This is a genomic window from Thalassolituus sp. ST750PaO-4 (genome assembly GCF_020320405.1).
GTDB lineage: Bacteria > Pseudomonadota > Gammaproteobacteria > Pseudomonadales > Oceanobacteraceae > Venatoribacter > Venatoribacter alkanivorans.
Genome location: NZ_JABVCB010000005.1, coordinates 696,007 through 715,920, shown reverse-complemented (window position 1 = coordinate 715,920; position 19,914 = coordinate 696,007). Strand labels below are relative to the sequence as shown.

17 protein-coding genes are annotated in these 19,914 nt (G+C 54.6%); 6 read left to right on the top strand and 11 right to left on the bottom strand.

Annotation, left to right across the window (positions count from 1 at the left end; all coding sequences use genetic code 11):
• Positions 1-26: 26 nt before the first annotated feature.
• The 11 genes from HUF18_RS05670 to pilG form a co-directional block, all read right to left on the bottom strand.
• Positions 27-743, bottom strand: coding sequence for a polysaccharide deacetylase family protein (locus tag HUF18_RS05670; RefSeq protein ID WP_225691447.1), 717 nt, complete (start codon positions 741-743; stop codon positions 27-29).
• A 2-nt stretch (positions 744-745) separates the two neighbouring features.
• Positions 746-1,402 carry a putative nucleotide-diphospho-sugar transferase gene (locus HUF18_RS05665; protein WP_225691446.1) on the bottom strand — a complete coding sequence of 219 codons (657 nt, stop codon included), beginning with the start codon at positions 1,400-1,402 and terminating at the stop codon, positions 746-748.
• Positions 1,395-2,420: a lipopolysaccharide heptosyltransferase I gene (waaC, locus tag HUF18_RS05660; protein ID WP_145466899.1), complete on the bottom strand. Its 1,026-nt coding sequence runs from the start codon at positions 2,418-2,420 to the stop codon at positions 1,395-1,397. Before waaC ends, HUF18_RS05665 begins: the two co-directional genes overlap by 8 nt.
• Before the next feature lie 57 nt (positions 2,421-2,477).
• Complete coding sequence (locus HUF18_RS05655) at positions 2,478-2,951, bottom strand: chemotaxis protein CheW (protein ID WP_145466901.1); 474 nt, start codon at positions 2,949-2,951, stop codon at positions 2,478-2,480.
• Positions 2,932-3,972, bottom strand: a complete 1,041-nt coding sequence (locus HUF18_RS05650; protein ID WP_145466903.1) for a chemotaxis protein CheB — start codon at positions 3,970-3,972, stop codon at positions 2,932-2,934. The genes HUF18_RS05655 and HUF18_RS05650 overlap by 20 nt, the downstream gene beginning before the upstream one ends.
• 1 nt (position 3,973) lies before the next feature.
• Entirely contained in the window at positions 3,974-10,726 is a 6,753-nt protein-coding gene (locus HUF18_RS05645) for an Hpt domain-containing protein (RefSeq protein WP_225691445.1), read from the bottom strand.
• Positions 10,723-11,613: a CheR family methyltransferase gene (locus tag HUF18_RS05640; protein ID WP_145466907.1), complete on the bottom strand. Its 891-nt coding sequence runs from the start codon at positions 11,611-11,613 to the stop codon at positions 10,723-10,725. The genes HUF18_RS05645 and HUF18_RS05640 overlap by 4 nt, the downstream gene beginning before the upstream one ends.
• A 26-nt stretch (positions 11,614-11,639) precedes the next feature.
• Complete coding sequence (locus tag HUF18_RS05635) at positions 11,640-13,694, bottom strand: methyl-accepting chemotaxis protein (protein ID WP_225691444.1); 2,055 nt, start codon at positions 13,692-13,694, stop codon at positions 11,640-11,642.
• A 97-nt stretch (positions 13,695-13,791) separates the two neighbouring features.
• A complete protein-coding gene (locus tag HUF18_RS05630; protein ID WP_225691443.1) occupies positions 13,792-14,316 on the bottom strand; it encodes a chemotaxis protein CheW in 525 nt (174 codons plus the stop codon).
• Position 14,317: 1 nt separating this feature from the next.
• Complete coding sequence (gene pilH, locus HUF18_RS05625; RefSeq protein ID WP_145466913.1) at positions 14,318-14,683, bottom strand: twitching motility response regulator PilH; 366 nt, start codon at positions 14,681-14,683, stop codon at positions 14,318-14,320.
• 38 nt (positions 14,684-14,721) lie between these two features.
• Positions 14,722-15,105, bottom strand: coding sequence for a twitching motility response regulator PilG (gene pilG, locus HUF18_RS05620; RefSeq protein WP_145466915.1), 384 nt, complete (start codon positions 15,103-15,105; stop codon positions 14,722-14,724).
• Positions 15,106-15,319: 214 nt separating this feature from the next.
• Between pilG and gshB the strand changes: the two genes are divergently transcribed.
• The 6 genes from gshB (at position 15,320) to HUF18_RS05590 (ending at position 19,914) form a co-directional block, all read left to right on the top strand.
• Positions 15,320-16,270, top strand: a complete 951-nt coding sequence (gshB, locus tag HUF18_RS05615; protein ID WP_225691442.1) for a glutathione synthase — start codon at positions 15,320-15,322, stop codon at positions 16,268-16,270.
• 164 nt (positions 16,271-16,434) lie between these two features.
• Positions 16,435-17,310 carry an energy transducer TonB gene (locus tag HUF18_RS05610; protein WP_225691441.1) on the top strand — a complete coding sequence of 292 codons (876 nt, stop codon included), beginning with the start codon at positions 16,435-16,437 and terminating at the stop codon, positions 17,308-17,310.
• On the top strand, positions 17,310-17,867 hold the full coding sequence (locus HUF18_RS05605; protein WP_145466921.1) for a YqgE/AlgH family protein: 558 nt from the start codon (positions 17,310-17,312) through the stop codon (positions 17,865-17,867). Before HUF18_RS05610 ends, HUF18_RS05605 begins: the two co-directional genes overlap by 1 nt.
• Positions 17,867-18,328: a Holliday junction resolvase RuvX gene (gene ruvX, locus HUF18_RS05600; RefSeq protein WP_145466923.1), complete on the top strand. Its 462-nt coding sequence runs from the start codon at positions 17,867-17,869 to the stop codon at positions 18,326-18,328. Before HUF18_RS05605 ends, ruvX begins: the two co-directional genes overlap by 1 nt.
• A 9-nt stretch (positions 18,329-18,337) precedes the next feature.
• The gene (pyrR, locus tag HUF18_RS05595) at positions 18,338-18,832 is read left to right on the top strand and encodes a bifunctional pyr operon transcriptional regulator/uracil phosphoribosyltransferase PyrR (RefSeq protein ID WP_145466925.1); all 495 of its coding nucleotides are present in this window, start codon (positions 18,338-18,340) and stop codon (positions 18,830-18,832) included.
• Between the two features lie 38 nt (positions 18,833-18,870).
• Positions 18,871-19,914 (top strand): aspartate carbamoyltransferase catalytic subunit, encoded by a 1,044-nt coding sequence (locus tag HUF18_RS05590; protein ID WP_145466927.1) that lies wholly within the window; start codon positions 18,871-18,873, stop codon positions 19,912-19,914.

The window sequence follows — 19,914 nt, the reverse complement described above, 5'->3', positions numbered from 1 at the left end:
CTCGGCATTCGTCCGTGAATCAGAGTTCATAATCTGTGAATATTTTTCCAGGTTTTCAGTACGCCATCATTAAACGACACCGCTTTTCTCGGTAAGCTCAGGAGATTCTGATCAGGCAGTGCCAGACCTTTTACGGTGGTTGTGCCAACACGATATCCGGCTTTGGCTGCCTGCTGCCCGACCTCTTCACTGAAACTACCGTAGGGGTAACAGATATGATCAACCGTATCACCGAGAAGCTCTTCAAGATCCTGTTTGCTCTGTTGTAATTCCTGAAAGCAAGCATCTGCATTCAGCTGCGCCAGTCTTGGGTGAGTGACACTGTGGCTGCCGATTTCAATACCATTGGCATACACCTCACAAATCTGCTCACGGCTCATTAACGGCTGCGGCCGATGGCCATCCTCTTTCAGCCATTCCGATCGCCCGGACAGCTCACCGGATACTATATAAACCATGGCAGGAAGCTGGTATTTTTTCAGAACCGGGTACGCATACTGATAAAAATTCTCGTAGCCATCATCAAAGGTAATGGCGACACAGTGCTCAGGGTATTCCCCCTCACCACTCAGAAAACGAGGCACTTCACTCATTGGAATAACATGCTGCCCGGTCAGTTTCAGCATCAGCATCTGTCGGGCAAAACGCTTATAGTGGCAATAGTTTGCCTTCAGCGTTTTTATGTTTCTGAAATCACCCACCTGGTGGTACATCAGGATGGCCAGTTTTCTGTTCTCTGCCATTCCTACAGCCCCCCCAGATAATAAAACAGACCATAAAGCGCAAAATTCACCAGCAGAAGGATCAGGTTGCGGACTTTCTTCTTCCTTTTACGGCTGACAGCTTTATTATCTTCATTGCGGCGACTGGCCTGAAAATGTTCGATATAGGATTTCACATTATCCTTGTCGAAAATTTTTACGTACTCAACCGGCAGGTTAAAGAAGGTCGCGGTATGGGGTTCGTCGTAGGCCAGCTGAAAACTGTCCTGATCACAGTAGTGTTCATTCAGTGCCTGTTTGGCAATCCACTGATCAAGAAACTCCAGCGTAGCCGGAGTATTACGCAGAAAAATCGTCCCGGTGCGGATACTGTGTGACGCGCGCTTACCACCCTGCTCATTAAAGTGAATACCAATATCACCGTCAAAGTCATCAAAGCCGGTAATTTCGCGCCGCACAAATGCATCGGCATCGATGTACAGAACATCGCGTTCAGGGTTATCCAGTAAACACTGGCGCAGCACCTTGGGCTTTAGACCTGTGGTTGCTTCCCAGCAGCTTTGTGGCTCAACCGGAGTGAACTGATAGTCCATCGAAAAACGTTTCAGAGATATTTCCAGACGCTCAATGTCGTCACGATAGCTCTCGGTATAGAAACCACACACGAGCAGTTTATTCACAATATTTACCTGACAGTTCTCTTACTGTGTCCCTGACTCTGGTCGCATTTAATTCTGCATAACAGGGCGGTGATTCTTCATTCAGGGGACATACTTTTTTCAGACAGGGAGAGCATGAATACGAAGACGCCAGATTAATCACCCGCTCACCATGGGCAGCCGTTAAGGCAATACTGGTGCTGCCGAATACTGAAACGGTAGGCACACCACAGGCAGCCGCAATATGCATCAGGCCGGTATCAACACCAACAGCAGCAGCGCAGCGACTGATAATTCCGGATAACTGCCACAGCGACAGTTTCGGCAGCACCACACCCCACTGCGCCTCCGTGGTCAGCCGTTCCGCCCTTTGTCTTTCCTGTTCACTCCCCCAGGGGAGCAACACCATTTGCTGTTCCTGTTTTGCCTGAGCCAGAAGGTCAATCCAGTTAGCTTCAGGCCAGTGCTTGGACGCCCAGGTCGTTCCATGAAAACAAATCCAGGCACCGGTATATTCAGGAAAAGCATTATCCAGCCTGTGACCCTGAATACCGAAATCAGGTTCCCCCTGGTACTGGTAGCCCAACGCCTGTGCGAACAATTTACGCACCCGCTCCACAGCATTCATATCGCGTGGTACGTTGTACCCTTGGCGGTAAAATAAGCGTGTTTCAGAGTCCGTAGCTGAATCTTTGTCGAGTCCGACCACCGGACTGCCGCTGAGCCAGCCGACCCGTGCCGATTTAATACGGCCCTGGGCATCAATCACCAGATCGTATTTTTCGTGCCGCAGCGCTTTATAAAACGACAACTGCTCGCGCAGCGTTTGCATCGACCAGCGATTTTTTTTCCAGCGTAAGCGCGGATGTCCGATAACCTGCCTGACAGCCGGATGCAAACGGGCAACATCCATAAAGGGCTGTTCACACAGCCAGTCAAAACAGATATCAGGATTGGCTTTTAAGGCGTCGGTTACAGCCGGCAGCGTATGTAAGATATCCCCCAAAGCAGACATCTTAATAATAAGAATTCGTTTCATAGATCCGCGCATTCGTAAGCAACTGCTACGAAAATAAAGGCATGATGACTGTCTGTGTCAGATATGCCGTAACAGTGCCTGTTCAACCAGCTCCAGATTAGGAATCATGGCAGCATCCTGGCCAATGCTGACTGCACTCTGGTCATAGTCCCCCATATGCATGGCTTCTACTTCCTGAATTTCGCTTTCGCGGATATGCACCAGACTTGGAATCCCCTGAACCAGCACCGCATAAAAAGGCATCTGCGGGTGGGCACCCACACCATTCACGATGGCAAAGCGGGCATTGGGGTTGGGAGCCGGAGCAGCCTGGCGGTTAAGCATTTCATAACATAACACCGGCACCGGAGTACCACGCCAGTCGATACGGCCAAGAATCCAGTCAACACTGGAAGCTGTAGTTAACAGATGGGAAAAAGGAATAATTTCCGCCACCGAAACGTTAGGCAGCAGCAGGTTTTTATCCTTCAGCGGAATCAACAGGCAATCGACCTGATCCGGTGTATTGGTTTTAGTGATGGATTGGCTCATGAATATTTATCCAGCTGTGTTTAACGCAATTCACCAGCTGCAGTGCCAGCTGATAAGGGTCGCCGATATAGTTAACGCGATTGGTTTCAATCGCACTTTCCGGCATAGAGGCATTAGCGCAGCTCTGCGGTGCCTGCGCCCATACCGGCACTTTACTGTCATTCAGGCTCATTACCGCTTCAGAGCCATCATTGCCCATGCCGCTGAACAAAATATACCCGGCCCGCTGGCCGAAGTATTCGTTCACATTCAGAATCACCTGATCAATGGATGGTCCATAAGGGCCAGGCCAGGCGCGTTCCAGACTGTGTGGCAGCCCGTTACTGTCAAAACGGAATTCATCGCTGATGGGCGCCACCAGCACTTCACCGCAGTTCAGCACTTCACCGGCAACAAAGTTTTTCAACTGATACTGCGCATGACGACCAATGGTCTTGCACAGTGATTCTTCAAAGCGCGGATCGATATGCTGAGCGTAAATAAACGCCACTGGTAAACCACCGGGTAAGGCGTCAAGAAAATCTTTGACCGCTCCCGGCCCGCCTAATGACGCACCCAGCACCCAGACCTGAGCCGCGGCTTTGCCGGTAAAATCCTGATTGGCAAACACACCGGGGAGCGGAATACGGGGGGACGTTGTTGGTGTGTTCAGACGATCCAGCACGGAAACATCTTCGGCCACCACCGGCGTCACTTTGATGATTTCACGCATCTTGCCGTACAGGCGTTTTTCCCATTTCGGATACGTGGTGCAGGTTTTTTGCGGCGCTTTTTCCAGGCCCAGCAAGACCGGCACATCGCCATCCAGCAGCTGTTCGAGCCACTGCATATTTTCTTCGTCGTCTTCCTGACGGAGATCCACCAGCCAGGCGTCCAGTTGCAGCTCACTGTGATCCAGCAGCACAAAACGCTGCGGATCAGTGTTAATCACCACATCAAACCCGAAATGAATCAAAGCGGATTTGAGCAGGTGTTGCTGCAGCCGGTCGTCGGCCAGGATGCCTACCCTGGGCAAGGCCATGTCAGTGTTCCTCGCGCCCCAGCAGACGGTTCATAGTGCCGAGCAGCAAGTCTTCCTGGAAAGGTTTACCCAGATATTCGTTCACACCAATCGACATCGCCCGTTCACGGTGTTTATCACCGGTACGCGAGGTGATCATAATGATCGGAATATCTTTCAGGCGGGAATCGTGGCGCACCAGCGAGGCAACCTCGAAACCATCCATACGTGGCATTTCGATATCGAGCAGCATCAGATCCGGTTTGTGATCCTGCAGCGTCGCCATCGCATCCACACCGTCTTTAGCTGTGAATACTTCCATACCATTACGCTCCAGCAGACGGGTCGTTACCTTACGTACCGTCACCGAGTCATCCACTACCAGAATACGCGGCAAGCGGTTTTCCAGTTCGTGACGACGCTCGGCCGCCTGACTGTCGAGCAGTTTCGCCTGCTGATATTCCAGGCTCGCCTGAGTACGGATCATCGCCGGCAGATCAAGAATGATAACCACGCTACCATCACCCAGAATGGTACCGCCGGATACGCCCATTACGCTGGCAAACTGCGGACCGAGGGTTTTTACCACGATCTCACGTGAGCCGAGCAGCGAATCCACCTGCAGAGCAAAAGGTATCGCGCCACGAATCAGCAGTACCGGTAACGGCATATGCTGAGCACTGAATTTTGGCTGCGCTTCGTTTTCCAGCATCACGCCCAGGTATTCGATACGGTAGTCGGTACCTGCGTAGTGATATTTGCGTTCGGCCTGCGGCTGCTCGTACAGTGACTGCAACTGCGCCACCGGCGCCCGTACGATACCCTGAATGTTATTCAGCGGTACCGCGTACAGGTCGTCACCAACCCGAACCATCAGCGCACGGTTAACCGACACAGTGAACGGCAGACGGATAATAAAGCGGGTACCGGCGCCGGCTTCAGACTGAATCTCAACGCTGCCGCCCATCTGTTTGATTTCGCTGGATACAACGTCCATCCCCACACCACGACCGGAAATCTGGGTCACCGCTTCGGCGGTAGAGAAACCAGCCTGCAGAATAAACTGCATAATTTCCTGATCGGAAAGGTGAGCATCCGGATCCATCAGTCCGCGTTCGATCGCTTTGCGTTTAACCGCCTCGAGATTCACCCCACGGCCATCATCGCTCATGGTCAGAACCACGTCGCCGCCATCGCGGCTGATGTCCAGTTCGATATTACCGACATCCGGTTTACCGGCAGCAGCACGCTGCGCCGGGTTCTCGATACCATGGTCAACCGCGTTACGCACCATGTGCTCCAGCGGCGAAATCATACGCTCAAGGATGGTACGGTCCATCTCGCCGTCGGCGTTGTGAACGCGCAGTTCGACCTGTTTATCCAGTTCCAGACTGACCTGACGCACAATACGGCGCAGACGCGGAACCAGACGCTGGAACGGTACCATGCGGGTCTTCATCAGACCTTCCTGCAGTTCCGTGTTAACCCGGCTCTGCTGCAGCAACAGGGTTTCTGCATCGCGGGTCTTGTGACTCAGCGTCTCTTTCAGGTCGAGCAAATCCGAAGCCGATTCCACCAGCGCACGCGACAGCTGCTGCATGGCCGAATAGCGGTCCATTTCCAGCGGGTCGAAATCTTCATAATCAGGGCCCTGACGTTCCTGGCGGAAGATCACCTGCGCCTCGGTTTCCATATCCAGACGACGCAGCTGATCGCGCAGACGATCCAGCGTCATATCCATCTCTTCGAGGGTATGGGAGAAGTCAGTAACCTGCTGTTCCAGACGACCACGGCCGATGGAAGTTTCACCGGCAAGGTTAACCAGATTATCGAGCAGATCGGCAGATACTTTCACCAGCTCCTGCGGCGCCTTACGCGCAGCCTGCTGAGCGGCAGCTTTATCCTGTTTTGGTGCTTCCGGCGCGGCACGGCGCAATGGCACAACATTCGAAGCTGAATCGGCTGCTGCCGGAGCCGTGTTTTCAACCGGGGCTACTGCAGTAAGAGTCTCTTCAGCTGCACTTTCCTGCGGCTGAATCTCAGCATCAGCGCTGCTGTCAGGCTCGGCATCAATTGTCAGCGGTTCAATAACCAGGGATTTTTCACCCAGCACCACCAGACCGTCAGAAGCCAGCATCGCTTCGACCGCATCAATCTTATTAATCAGCTCATCCTGACGCTGATAAGCTGCCTGGAAGAACGCTGGCGAGCGATCAATCTGCCCCTGCTGAGCCTTCAGGATATTGGCTTCAAAGTTGTGCGCCAGATCGCCGATCTCAGTCAGACCGGCCAGACGCGCACCGCCTTTTAGGGTGTGCAGCACCCGCTGGGCTTCTTCGGCACCTTCGGTGTTGGCCGGTTCCTGTTCCCAGCTGTGCAGCGCACGATCCAGAGACTCCTGCAGCTCGTGAGCTTCTTCGAGGAAGATCTCCAGAATTTCACGGTCTGACTCATCCAGCGTTTCCGACTGCACCACCGGCACAGGAGGCTGTACGCTTAATTCATCAGCGTCATTTTCTTCAGCTGTCAGCTCATCCAGCTCTTCCGGCAACTCGCCATAGGCTTCACCTTTCAGATACTGGCGGATAGCCACGATCATTTCATCCGCAGCCTGCGGGCGTACGCCTTCGCGCACAGCATCCAACTGGCTTCCCAGCTCATCATGGGCACGGTCCAGCAGATCGAAAATCTGCACCTGAACCGCCAGACGGCCGTCATTAATATTTTCGTACAGCGTCTCGAGCTCATGGCAGAGGTCAGCAACTTCCGACAACTCAGCCATACGTGCGCCACCCTTCAGGGTGTGCAGTTCACGCTGCAGCTGGGCAACATGCAGTAAGTTATCCGGATGCTGGCGCCAGCGCTGGATAGCGGTTTCGACGGATTCGGTGATTTCCTGCGCTTCTTCGAGGAAAATCTCCAGAATCTCGTCTTCGTCACCATCTTCTACCGCCGGCAGCGGCAGCATTTCCATTTCGTTGCGCGTTTCGGTCTGTGCTGTTGGCTGAACAACAGGGGGGACAGCAGGCTGCAATTCAGACGCACGTGGCAAATCTTCATCCTGCAGGCCCTGTTCTTCTGGCAGAGCTGACAGCAGCTCTTCGTCGATTTCATCACTCAGGTCGAAGGCAGAACCGGCAACGTCTTCAACCCCGGCATCCGTATCGTCGCCGGCATCCAAAACATCACCAGCAATATCGGCCAGAGTAATGTCGTCTTCGTCGATATCAATCGTCAGGTCTGTACTGTCGGCATCATCAGCGTCGGTGGTATCGGTAGCTGTTTCATCGGCAACGATGTCATCCAGCTGCAGTACCGGCAGATCATCAGCGGCGACTTCCGGCAGCGGGAATTGCCAGTTGCGGATGCGCATCAGCAATTCATCCGGACTCTGGGTTTCCTGACCAGCCGCCAGGCAATCCATCATAGCCAGCACGGCTTCATGAGCTTCAGCTGCCAGTGCCAGTAAATCTTCGGTTGGCTCAGCCTGCTCATTCTGGATGCGCAGGTAGAGATTATTCAGTGCATCAGCCAGCGCCTGAATATGCGGAACTTCCGCTTCGGCAGCACCGCCAGCAACTTCCTGCAGATCCTGCCCCAGCGCAGTCAGTACGCTGTCATCATGATCTTTATGCCAGCGGTTCAGCAGGCGGTCGGCATCCAGCAGTGAATCCATGCCCTGCGCCAGGAACTGGGCAATCGCCTGTGGATTCGGTCCACGACGGGAAGAATGCTCAACTCGCAAAGGTTCCAGCAGCTGTTTTTCCAGTTGCTGCAGACGCTCAACATAAGCGTCGGCACCCTCAATATGTTCGGCCAGCAGCAGCTCGCGGGTTTCCAGTGCTGAAGCGATCAGCGCCGAACCTGTGGCAATCAGCCCGACGACTTCTGCACTGTTGTTAATCTGGTAGGCACGCAGTTCTTTAACAAGGCGTTCCAGTGGCGAAGCCACATTGGCGATGGCGGTAATACCGGCCATATGCGCACTGCCTTTTAACGTATGCAGCGCACGCTGCAGCTGATCGCTGAGGGCGTTGATAAAGTCTTCTGTACGTGACTCCTGAACAAACTCATCCAGCGTCACCAGATGCGAGCGGGCTTCGCCTTCAAACACTTCCAGCAGAGCGTCGTCTTCATCTTCATCACTGCTGTCTTCCGTCTCGGCGACGGTCTGAGTATCGGCAACGGCCAGCGGCTCTTCTCCGCCTTGCGGCTGCAGTGTCTGAGAAAAGGCAGTAACACTCTCACCAGCGGCCAGAGCAGTGGCGTAATCCATCAGGGGTTGTGTCGGGATGGATGCAGGACGCTTCTGGCGGAAATCATCAATCAGCAATGGCAGCTGGGTGATTACATGGTCAACCAGTGCAATCAGGTTGGCATCAATCTCAATGGTGTTGTCGAGTACACGGTTAAACATGTTCTCAATGGACCAGGCCAGCTCACCGATAAATTCGGCTCTGACCATACGGCCACTGCCTTTCAGAGTATGGAACGCACGACGCACCGTGGTCAGCGCTTCCTTATCGGCGGGATCTGATACCAGTTGTGGCCAGAATTCATTCAGGGTTTCGGTCACTTCCTCAGCTTCTTCGAGGAAGATTTCGATAATTTCATCGTCGATCAGGTCGTCGTCATCGTCATCCGCCGCTGCAGTAGCGCTTGCAGTAACAACTTCTGCCTCAGAAACAACCTCTGCACTGTCGGACTCTGCAGCTGTAATATCGTATTCTGCAGCACTCTGTTCTTCTGCAGCCTGCTCTTCACGCAGGTGATCGACCAGCTCATGCAGATCAGCCGTATCATCTTCTGCCTGCAGTTCGTCAAAATCGAAACTGATATCCTCACCAGCCACACTATCCAGGCTGACCACATTATCGTCGCGGTCAGTCTCAGGCTCTGGTAATTCAATATCGGTTACGACATCAGGGCCAACATCCTCGGCGCTCAGATCAAGATCGGCTTCTTCCAGCTGTACAGCCTGATGCAGCTCGGGTTCTGCATGAACAATCTCTGCGTCTTCATCGTCATCAATAGCAAGTGCTTCGCCAAACGAAGTGACATCTACTTCCGGCAGGTTTTCATCCCCTTCAAAGGAAATATCATCGAGCGAGTCGTTCAATGATTCTGTCGCCGGTAAATCCTGCAGTGAGACTTCAGCTTTATCCAGCAACTCAGCACCGGCACTGCGCGGGTTCTCAGAGTAACGCTCAATAAAGTATTCAACACCACTCAGGACGTCGGCAAGAATATCCAGCACCGACCATTGTGGCTTCAGACGTTCATCAATGAGCTGCGTTTGCACAAAAGCGGCAGCACGCGACAGTATACCCGCCACCCGTGGCAGCGGGATCATGTTCAGCGAACCTTCAATGGTGTGCAGCAGGCCCGGAACATCCTGCAACTCGTCAACCGACCATTGCTTGGCGATGTATTCAACGATGGCGTCTTTTACCTGCTCCAGCACATTACGCGCTTCGCGCAGCACCGCCTTCTGAGCATCAGACAGGGTGCTTTCACCGGCATGGGCATTCAGGTCACCCTCACGCTGCATACCACTGAGGGTGGCTTCGATATACAGCAAGGCTCCGGCCATATCGAGCAGATGACTGTCATCAATATCACCACTGTCCAGCAGACGGGCAACCAGACTCTGCTGTTCCTGCATCACCTTACGCGGCATGCCCAGACCGAGCATACCCATGGTATCGGCAACCTGTTTCAGGTTTGGCGCAATCGCGGCCAGAGAATCTTTACGGTCATCGTCACTGCGTACCAGCAGATCAAGACGATCTTTAATAGCCGCAATTTCTTCAACCAGTGCGCCCAGCACATGACCGACGGTATCGCGGTCGGGGCCGGATAACGCATCACGTTCCTGCTGGATTTCTGCTTCTGTCGGCAGCGCCTGACGCAGACCAAACTGTTCCTGCGCCTGACGGATAGCTTCACCGCTGACATCTGTACGGGCGACATAAAACAGCAGGTTCTTCAGCAGCTCATCCGATGGCGGCTGATTAATGGCCGCCGCGCCTTCTTCAATGGCGGTTTTCAGCAAATGATCCAGCTGACGCAGCAGTTGTTTGGCACTGTTTGGCAAATGTTGCTGCTTGAGCAGCCATTCGCTGAATGCCAGCGCCGGCAACCACACCAGACCCTGTGGCGTTTTACCCAGCGCTTTGTGCAGTCGGGCGAAGGCTTTGTTCAGGTATTGTTTGGCGACATCCGGCTGTTTGTTCTGCAGCAACTGCAGGGTGGCAGTCTGCAGCATCTGACGGATTTTGCGTGCCCAGTTACGGAAATCATCACTGGCATAAGTCGCCGCCTGAGCGTCGGTCAGTGCAGCATTCTGCTGAATGTTCGGGGCGAACAGAGCCGTTTCAGACAGGAAGCTTTCGCCCCGCGCTGAACGCAGTTCGTTAAGAATTGGCAGCAGTACCACCGGCAGATCGCGGCGACCGACTTTGACGTGCTCAAGGTAATGCGGCAGCTGAATAATGGCCTGCATCAGCACTTCGAGACCGTCGCGCTCATTGCCCAGCGCAGAGTCGGCCAGCGCTGACGCGATAGCCTCCATCTCTTCAGCCAGCAGAGCGGCACCATAGAATTCGACCATCTGCAGAGTACCGTGAATCTGATGCAGGTAACTCAGGCAGAATTTCAGCCGGCTTTTGTCCTGGGGATTCTCCACATAAGCTTCCAGCGCCTGCTGGGCCTGTTGCAGAGTCTCTTCGATTTCCCCTTTTACCCATTCCAGGGCGATGTAGTCCTGGCTCATCGCCTTGTGGTCTCCCCTGTCGAATTCGATTGCTTACGCACAAACGCGGATACCCGGCTGCTATGAACCTGTTCCAGTAACGGATGCTGCCAGTCCACCATTTCCCCAAGACCAATCACTAATATGCCACCGGGAGCGAGACGCTCGGCGAGGACATTAAGAATTTCACGGCGACGCCAGCGACGGAAATAAATCAGTACATTCTGGCAATAAATAACATGCTGAGACTGCAGCGGGCAGTTGGCCAGATTCAGGATATTAACCTGACTGAAACAACAGCGCTGACGCAGCGTGTCGGATACCTGCACCGGGCTGCCCGGCTGCAGATCCCTGAACCCCAGCTGGCGGTATTCATCCGCGACCCAATCGAGGGCACGTGGCTGATAACGGCCGGCACGGGCTTTACGTAATACGATGGTGGATATATCAGTGCCGGTGACGGCATAACGTTTACCCTGTGGAGTCAGGTAACGCTCTGCCACCATGGCCAGGCTGTAGGCTTCTTCGCCGGAAGAGCAACCGACACTCCAGAATTCCAGCGTGTCATCGCTGCCAGCTTCTGCTGCTTTTTGCTGCACAAATTGTTCAACAAAAGCAAAAGCATCGGGATCACGGAAGAAGCGGGTTTCCTGAACGGTCAGACGGTCGACCAGCGTGCTCCATTCAATCGCACCCGAGGCACCATTAACAATGCGCTCGTAGTATTCCTGATAGTTGTCACAGCCGACTTCGCGCATCCGCAGACCAAGACTGGTCTGCAGAAACGAGCGGCGTTGTGGCGCCAGGCACATCCCGGTGCGCTCTTCCAGCAGACTCTGCCAGCGAACGAACTGAGCGTCGTCCATTTCCGGAACGGTGCTCAAACCTGTACGTAACTGATGGTTCATTAAAAGTCATCCAACCATCTGTCAGGTTACAGCACCTGTCGTTGATGAAGGTCCAGCTCTGCTTCCGGCAGTTTGAAGCCGGCTACTGATTCACGCAGCTTGTTGGCCATTTCCGCCAGATTACCAATCGACTTCGCGGTTGCAGTAGTACCCGCAGAAGTCTGCGAAGTAATTTCCTGAATAACGTTCATCGTGTTGGAAATATGACCCGCAGACGACGCCTGCTGACGGGCTGCGTTGGAAATGTTCTGAATCAGTTCCGCAAGGTTTTTAGATACGTTTTCAATTTCTTCCAGTGCCACACCCGCGTCCTGCGCCAGGCGTGCACCGCGCACCACCTCGGAGGTGGTGGTTTCCATCGAAATTACCGCCTCGTTGGTATCGTTCTGAATCGTTTTAACCAGTGCTTCAATCTGCTTGGTCGCAGCGGCTGAACGTTCTGCCAGACGCTGTACTTCGTCCGCAACCACCGCGAAGCCCCGGCCGGCGTCACCGGCCATGGATGCCTGAATCGCAGCGTTCAGGGACAGAATGTTGGTCTGGTCAGCAATATCGGTAATCAGGGAGATGATGTCACCAATCTCCTGTGAGGATTCACCCAGACGTTTAATACGCTTGGAGGTTTCCTGAATCTGTTCACGGATGTTATCCATGCCGTTAATGGTTGCCTGTACCACTTCCGCACCTTTGTTGGCGATCGCTACCGACCGCTCCGCAACCGCAGATGATTCCGAGGCGTTGGCCGATACCTGGTCAATGGACACCGCCATCTCGTTAATCGCCGCAGAAGCACCGGCAATTTCCTGCGCCTGGTGTTCAGACGCTTCCGCCAGGTGCATCGCCGTGGCCTGAGTTTCCTGGGCCGCCGAAGATACCTGTACCGCTGTTTCGTTAATCGCCGATACCAGAGAGCGCATCTGGTCGATCGCGTAGTTGATGGAGTCAGCAATCGCACCGGTAAAGTCTTCGGTTACCGTCGCAGAGGCTGTTAAGTCACCGTCTGCAAGGTCAGCAATTTCGTCCAGCAGACGCAGAATCGCCATCTGGTTCTGTTCGTTCTTATTCGCCGTTGCATCCAGGTCACGACGGGTTTCGCGGTAAGACACCACGCCAAACGCCATCATCATTACCAGTGCCAGTACCGCAGAGATATAACCGACGGCCTGCAGAATGCCCCGCTCACCGGCACCCGCCTGAATGGTTTCAGTCAGCTTGGACGTCTGATCCAGCAGCGTACGGGAATCGTTAAAGATAGAGTCCGATGCTTCACGCACCTGGAACAGTTCAGGAGAGGTTTCCAGAATCTCATCAACGGAGCCGGATACGAATTCAAACAGTTCAGCAACTTCCGCCAATGCGTAAATTGCTTCTTCATCTTTTACCTGAGAGATGTTCATGGCCACGTTGCCCTGAATCATACCGTTCAGTACGCGGCCAAACAGCGAGGCGTCACGGCCAAAGGCGTCCGCGGCCATTACCGCATCTTCACCACCGGCCAGTACTTTGTTAACGGAACGTACGATACGTTCTGCCAGCCAGGACTGACGCTGTGCTACCGCAACCTGATCGGCCGGCGCACCGTTATCCAGCAGAATTTCTACAATCTCGTCGTATTCCACCTGCAGCTGCGGAATGGTTTCTGCCAGCGTCGCGGCAACTTCGTGGAGGGAGAGAATAATATCCTGAGCACGGATAATCTGGTCAGCGTTACCCTGAACCTTATTCCAGACGCCTTCTACGTTGGTCATGGTAGCAACTTCTGCTGCCGGCAGGCCGTTAGCAGAATCACCCTTGGTCAGATAACCCCAGCGGGTCGCGAAGTTATCACGGGCAATTTTCAACTGACCGAATGCTTCCCGTTTACCACCCGCGGCTTCTACCGCGTTCTTTGCCAGTTCCTGCGACAGTACGCGCAGCTCACCGGCGTGATCAATGTATTGCTCATCCTGGTTCGCCAAGCGGTTTACGTACACCGTAATACCGATAAACACCGCCAGAAACACGAACAACAGACCTGCCAGAACACCGTTAATCCGGTTTCTGAAGACCGTCGACAAGACGCTTCCTGTATTTCCGCTCATGCCGTTCTCTCCACACTCACTGCATGTATTTTAATTATTATCTGCCTGATGGCAGATTCGATCAGATTACCTAACCATACCCGCTGCGCGGGCATTGTTATACCGCAATCTGCAGGAACTCCGGCGCCCGGATCAGCTCACGCAACTGAAATACCGGCCACTCGCGCCCATCCCGCTCGAAACCATGTTCTACAAATTTTCTGAAAGCCGGATCAAGTTCGAAAACATCCACCCGGCGATCGACTGCAAATTGCTGCATCCCCAACACAGCATCCACCAACAGGCCTGTCAGGTGGTCGTCCTGTTCGACGACCAGAACCCGGCGACTACGCCAGTTGGCTTTGGATGGCAGACCCAGAAGGCCCGCCAGATCCATAACCGGCACCATGCGTCCACGCACATTGGCCACACCCAGAACCCAGCTGCGCACACCCGGCACTTTGGTCAGACGTGGCGGCTGCAGAATTTCCGCGACATCAATCATGTCTGCAGCAAAGGTCTGACCGGCAAGCATAAAGCCTACGCCACGCCAGTAAGAAACCGCTTCCACCTGTTGCGGCAAAGCCGACGCATTGCGTCGGCTACGTTCGGCGATGTCCAGCAGCTGCGCGTACGGATGCATATCAGCCAGCCATTACGGAAGCAATCTCGGACAGCAGGGTTGCTTCTGCAACCGGCTTAACCAGATAACCACTGGCGCCCTGACGCTTACCCCATACACGGTCAGTTTCCTGATCCTTGGTGGTGACAATAATCACCGGAATATGCTGAGTTTCCGGATCTTTGGTCAGCTGACGCGTTGCCTGAAAACCATTAAGGCCCGGCATCACGATATCCATCAGCACTACATCCGGCTTTTCCTTGCGCGCCAGTGCCACACCATCAGCACCGTTTTCTGCGGTCAGAACTTCGTGACCATTTTTCTCCAGCATGGAGCGGAACGCTTCAGTTTCTGTCGGAGAATCATCTACTACCAAAATACGGGCCATGCCTGTTACCTCTTAAAACTCTTTCAGCTGTCGCTGGCTCAGGATTTTACGTACTGACGAATTGAACCCAACAGCTCTTCCTTACTGAAAGGCTTGGTCAAATATTCATCAGATCCAACAATGCGCCCTTTAGCTTTATCGAACAAACCGTCTTTACTGGACAACATGATTACCGGTGTCGATTTGAATTTGGAGTTATTTTTGATCAGGGCGCAGGTCTGATAACCATCCAGACGCGGCATCATGATATCGACAAAGATGATATCCGGGTGAGTATCGGCAATCTTGGCCAGCGCATCAAAACCGTCTGTGGCGGTAATGACTTCGCAGCCGACCTTTTTAAGCAAAGTCTCAGCCGTACGACGAATGGTTTTACTGTCGTCGATGACCATGACTTTAATATTCTGAAAGTTATCGTCCATAGGGAGGCCTTTAACCATCCATTTCTTATGTTTTAGTGAGCGGTTGTGTTCAACAATCGCAGGAGACGCCATTGCGCACGTTTGTATCACAGATTATGCAACAAAGGCTAGGCCGGCGCGCTGCGCTGCGTCACACAATTAAGTTACGCCGCCGGGACAATGCATAGGTTACACTGGCGCCATCGTTGAGCACCTGATCTTACGGAGCCTTTATATGAGCATTAAACTGGGTGTGGTGATGGACCCCATCGCCGACATCGCCTTTAAAAAGGACACCTCGCTGGCCCTGCTGCACGCCGCTCAGGAACGTGGCTGTGAACTCTTTTATATGGAGCAGAGCGACCTGTCGATCCAGAACGGCAAAGCCATGGGGCGCATGGCGCCGTTAAAAGTCGCCATGAATCCGGATCACTGGTTCGATCTGGGTGACTACCGCGAGCAGCCGCTGGCTGAGCTGAACATCATTCTTATGCGCAAAGACCCACCGTTCGACAGCGAGTTTATCTACAGCACCTACATCCTTGAGCGTGCCGAACAGGAAGGCGTTCTGGTTGCCAATAAGCCGCAGAGCCTGCGCGACTGTAATGAGAAGGTATTCGCCACGGCATTCCCGGAACTGATGAGCCCGACCATTGTTACCCGCCGTGCCGATCTGCTGAAGGCTTTCCACAAGGAACACGGCGACGTGATTTTCAAACCTCTCGATGGCATGGGCGGCTCCTCTATATTCCGTCTGCGCGCCGACGACCCGAACGTCAGCGTCATCATTGAGACCCTGACCAACCACGGCAGCCAGCAGATTATGGCGCAGCGTTTTATCCCGGAAATCACCGCCGGCGACAAACGTATCCTGATGATTGATGGCGAGCCTGTGCCTTTTTGCCTGGCGCGCATTCCGGCGCAGGGCGAAACCCGCGGCAACCTGGCCGCCGGTGGTCAGGGCGTAACCCAGCCTCTGAGTGATGAGAACCGCGCCATTGCCGAAAAAGTCGGACCTGTCCTGAAAGAAAAAGGCCTGTATTTTGTTGGCCTCGACATCATCGGCAACAACCTGACGGAAATTAACGTCACCAGCCCGACCTGTGTGCGTGAAATCAGCCGCGATTCCGGCATTGACGTGGCCGGTCTGCTGATCGACTGTCTGCTGGCTAAGCTCACGCAATAAAGCTGAAAGACCAACAGGGCAACACGCCCGCCCGCAGCACTGGCAGCCGCCGCCGCACCGGAAACCACGGGGCGGCGGCCACTCAGTCCGAATATGGACAAATCCGCCCTGAAAGCGCAGACTTGCACCCGTTTTCCGGACTTTAAACAGGTACTTCCGCACGCATGTCAGCCACCGCCGTGACCAGCTCCGATCGCTTGTCCTTCGCCCTGTTTCTGGCTCTGCTGATCCATGCCGTTCTTATTCTCGGCATCAGCTTCACCGCCAGTGACCGCGATAACCTGTCCAAGACGCTGGAAGTCACTCTGGCGACCTACAAAAGCGACAAAGCGCCGGAACAGGCCGATTTTCTCGCTCAGGAAAATCAGGAAGGCAGTGGCACCTTAGATGAAGCGCGTATGCTGACCACCGATGTCGAAGCCACCTTCCACGCCAACGAAATCAACGAAACCTCACCGCAGGAACAACAGGCCAGCGCTCCGCGTCAGGTACAGGGCGATCGCCAGCTGGTGACCACCAGCGGCAGCAGCCGCAATAAAGCGCCCAGTGAGAAAGAACGCCGCAGCATGCAGGTCGAGCTGCCCGACGGCCCGGAAAAAACCTTACTGGAACGCAGTCTGGAAATGGCCAGCCTTGAGGCCAAACTTGATTCCCTGCGTCAGACTTATGCCAAACAACCCCGCATTCAGCGCCTGACCGCCGCGTCCACCATGAAGGCCAACGATGCCTATTACGTGAACAGCTGGCGGCGCAAGATTGAACAGATGGGTGCCCTTAACTATCCACGCGAAGCGGAAAGCTGCTTCGACAACTGCCGCCTGCGTCTGCTGGTTGCCATCAACCCCGATGGCACCATCAACGAGCTGCGCATTCTCGAATCATCCGGTAAAAAAGTGCTCGATGATGCCGCGCTGCGCATCGTGCGCCTGTCTGCCCCTTTCGCTCCTTTTACCGAAGAAATGCGCAAGCAGACCGATATTCTGGAAATTATCCGTACCTGGCAGTTCAAGGGTAACCGCTACATTTCGGACGCCAATTAATGCAACAGCTTAACAGCCTGAAAAACCATCTGTTGATTGCCATGCCGCAACTGGAAGACTCCTGGTTTGCCGGCACTGTCACCTATCTGTGTGAACACAACGCCGACGGCGCTATGGGCATCGTGTTGAACAAACCGCTGCCGGTTACCTTTCACGAGATCTGTGAACAGCTGGAAATCACCCGCCTGGCCGGTATCGATCCGGAGATTTACGCCGGCGGCCCGGTCAGCCAGGAACATGGCTTTATATTGCACCGTCAGCAGGGCAACTGGGGGGCAACGCTGAACGTCACCGAACAGGCGCACCTGACCTCGTCAAAAGATATTCTCAAGGCCATCGCCGCCGGCTCCGGCCCGCAGGATTACCGCCTGACTCTGGGTTACGCCGGTTGGGATGCGCAGCAGCTGGACGAAGAAATACTGGCCAACTCCTGGCTCACGATTGAAGCCACCGAGCATCTGCTGTTTGAAGTGCCCCACGACGAGCTGTATCAGGCCGCGCTCAGCCAGCTTGGCGTCAGTGCCGAATTTCTGAGTTCCGATGCGGGGCATGCCTGATGAGCAGCCCGGCACCGTCAGCGCGGGTTAAAACCCTGCTGGCTTTTGATTTCGGCACTCAGCGGATCGGCATCGCCACCGGCCAGCGCATTACCGCCACCGCCCGCCCGCTGAATCCGGTTAAAGCGCGCGACGGCGTACCCGACTGGGATGTACTGCAGCGCATTATTGATGAGTGGCAGCCCGATGCCTTTGTCGTTGGTCTGCCGCTGAATATGGATGGCACAGCCAGCGATATGAGCCGCCGCGCGAAGAAGTTTGCCGGTCGTCTCGAAGGCCGTTTTCACCGCCCGTCGTTTACCCACGACGAGCGTCTGAGCAGTTACGAAGCCAAAGGCATGGTGATCGCCCAGGGTGGCAGCCGCGATTTTGGCGCCAACTCTGTCGACGGTATTGCCGCACAATTAATTCTCGAAAGCTGGATGGCGGCCTGGCCATTAACCGACACGCCGCCTGAGTAAAGGACACCTATGCATCTGCCTGATATCGAACAAACCTGCACCGAGCTGGGCCAGCGTCTGGCGGCTTATCTGCAACAGAACAATATTGAACAACCGCTGCTGGTCGGTATCCGTACCGGTGGCGTATGGATTGCCGAACGCCTGCAACAACAACTGCAGACCGAAGACGGCGTCAGCACCCTCGACATCAGCTTCTACCGTGACGATTTCACCCGTCACGGCCTGCACCCGCAGGTCATGGGCTCCGAACTGCCGGACAGTATCGAAGACCGCCATATTATTCTGATCGACGACGTTGTGATGAGCGGCCGCACCATCCGCGCCGCCATGAACGAGCTGTTCGATTATGGCCGCCCGGCCAGCATCAGCCTGGTCTGTTTGCTGGATATCGGCCGCCGCGAACTCCCTATCCAGCCAGACCTGTGCGGTGTCCGGCTGGAACTGGAAGAAGGCCAGCTGGTTAAGTTAAGTGGCCCGCAGCCACTGCAGCTGACCCTGTCCTGATCACCACCTGACTGACCAACATATTGTGAGTAGCAACAATGACCACTGACCCAAGCCAGGTGCAGCTGACCGCCGACGGGCGTCTGAAGCACTTCCTCACCACCGAGGGCCTGAGCCGTGAACTCCTGACCGAGATTCTCGACACCGCCGATTCTTTTATCAGCACTCAGGAGCGGGACGTGAAAAAAGTCCCGCTGCTGCGCGGCAAGACCGTGGTCAACCTGTTCTTCGAGAACAGTACCCGTACCCGTTCCACCTTCGAGCTGGCAGCCAAGCGTCTGTCGGCCGATATTCTTAACCTCGATATCGCCAAATCCGCGACCGCCAAGGGCGAAACCCTGATGGATACGCTGTGGAACCTCGAGGCCATGTATTCTGATATGTTCGTCGTGCGTCATGCCGATTCCGGTGCCGCCCACTTTATTGCCGAACACGTCACCCCCAACGTCGCCATCATCAACGCCGGCGACGGCCGCCACGCACATCCGACCCAGGCGATGCTGGACATGCTCACTATCCGCCGCCATCAGGGTTCTATCGAAGGTAAAATCGTCGCCATCGTCGGCGATATTCTGCATTCCCGTGTTGCCCGTTCACAGATTCATGCGCTGCGTACCTTAGGTGCCGCCGAAATCCGCGTGATCGGCCCCGGCACCCTGCTGCCGCGCGATATCGAAGCGCTGGGCTGTAAGGCCTACTACCGCATGGAAGACGGCCTGAAAGACTGCGATGTGATCATCATGCTGCGCCTGCAGAAAGAACGTATGCAAAACGCCCTGCTGCCGAGCGAAGGCGAATTCTTCAAGCTCTACGGCCTGACCGAAGAGAAGCTGACCTACGCCAAACCCGATGCCATCGTGATGCATCCGGGGCCGATTAACCGCGGCGTCGAGATTGAATCCAACGTTGCCGACGGCCCGCAATCGGTGATCCTCAATCAGGTCAGCTACGGTATCGCCGTGCGTATGGCCGTCATGGCGATGGCCATGAGTGGTCAGCAGCAGGAGCGTAACGAACTCGCCGAACAAAACAGCGAACAGAGCGATGTACATAACAACGAACCCGGTCAGGAGGAGGCATAA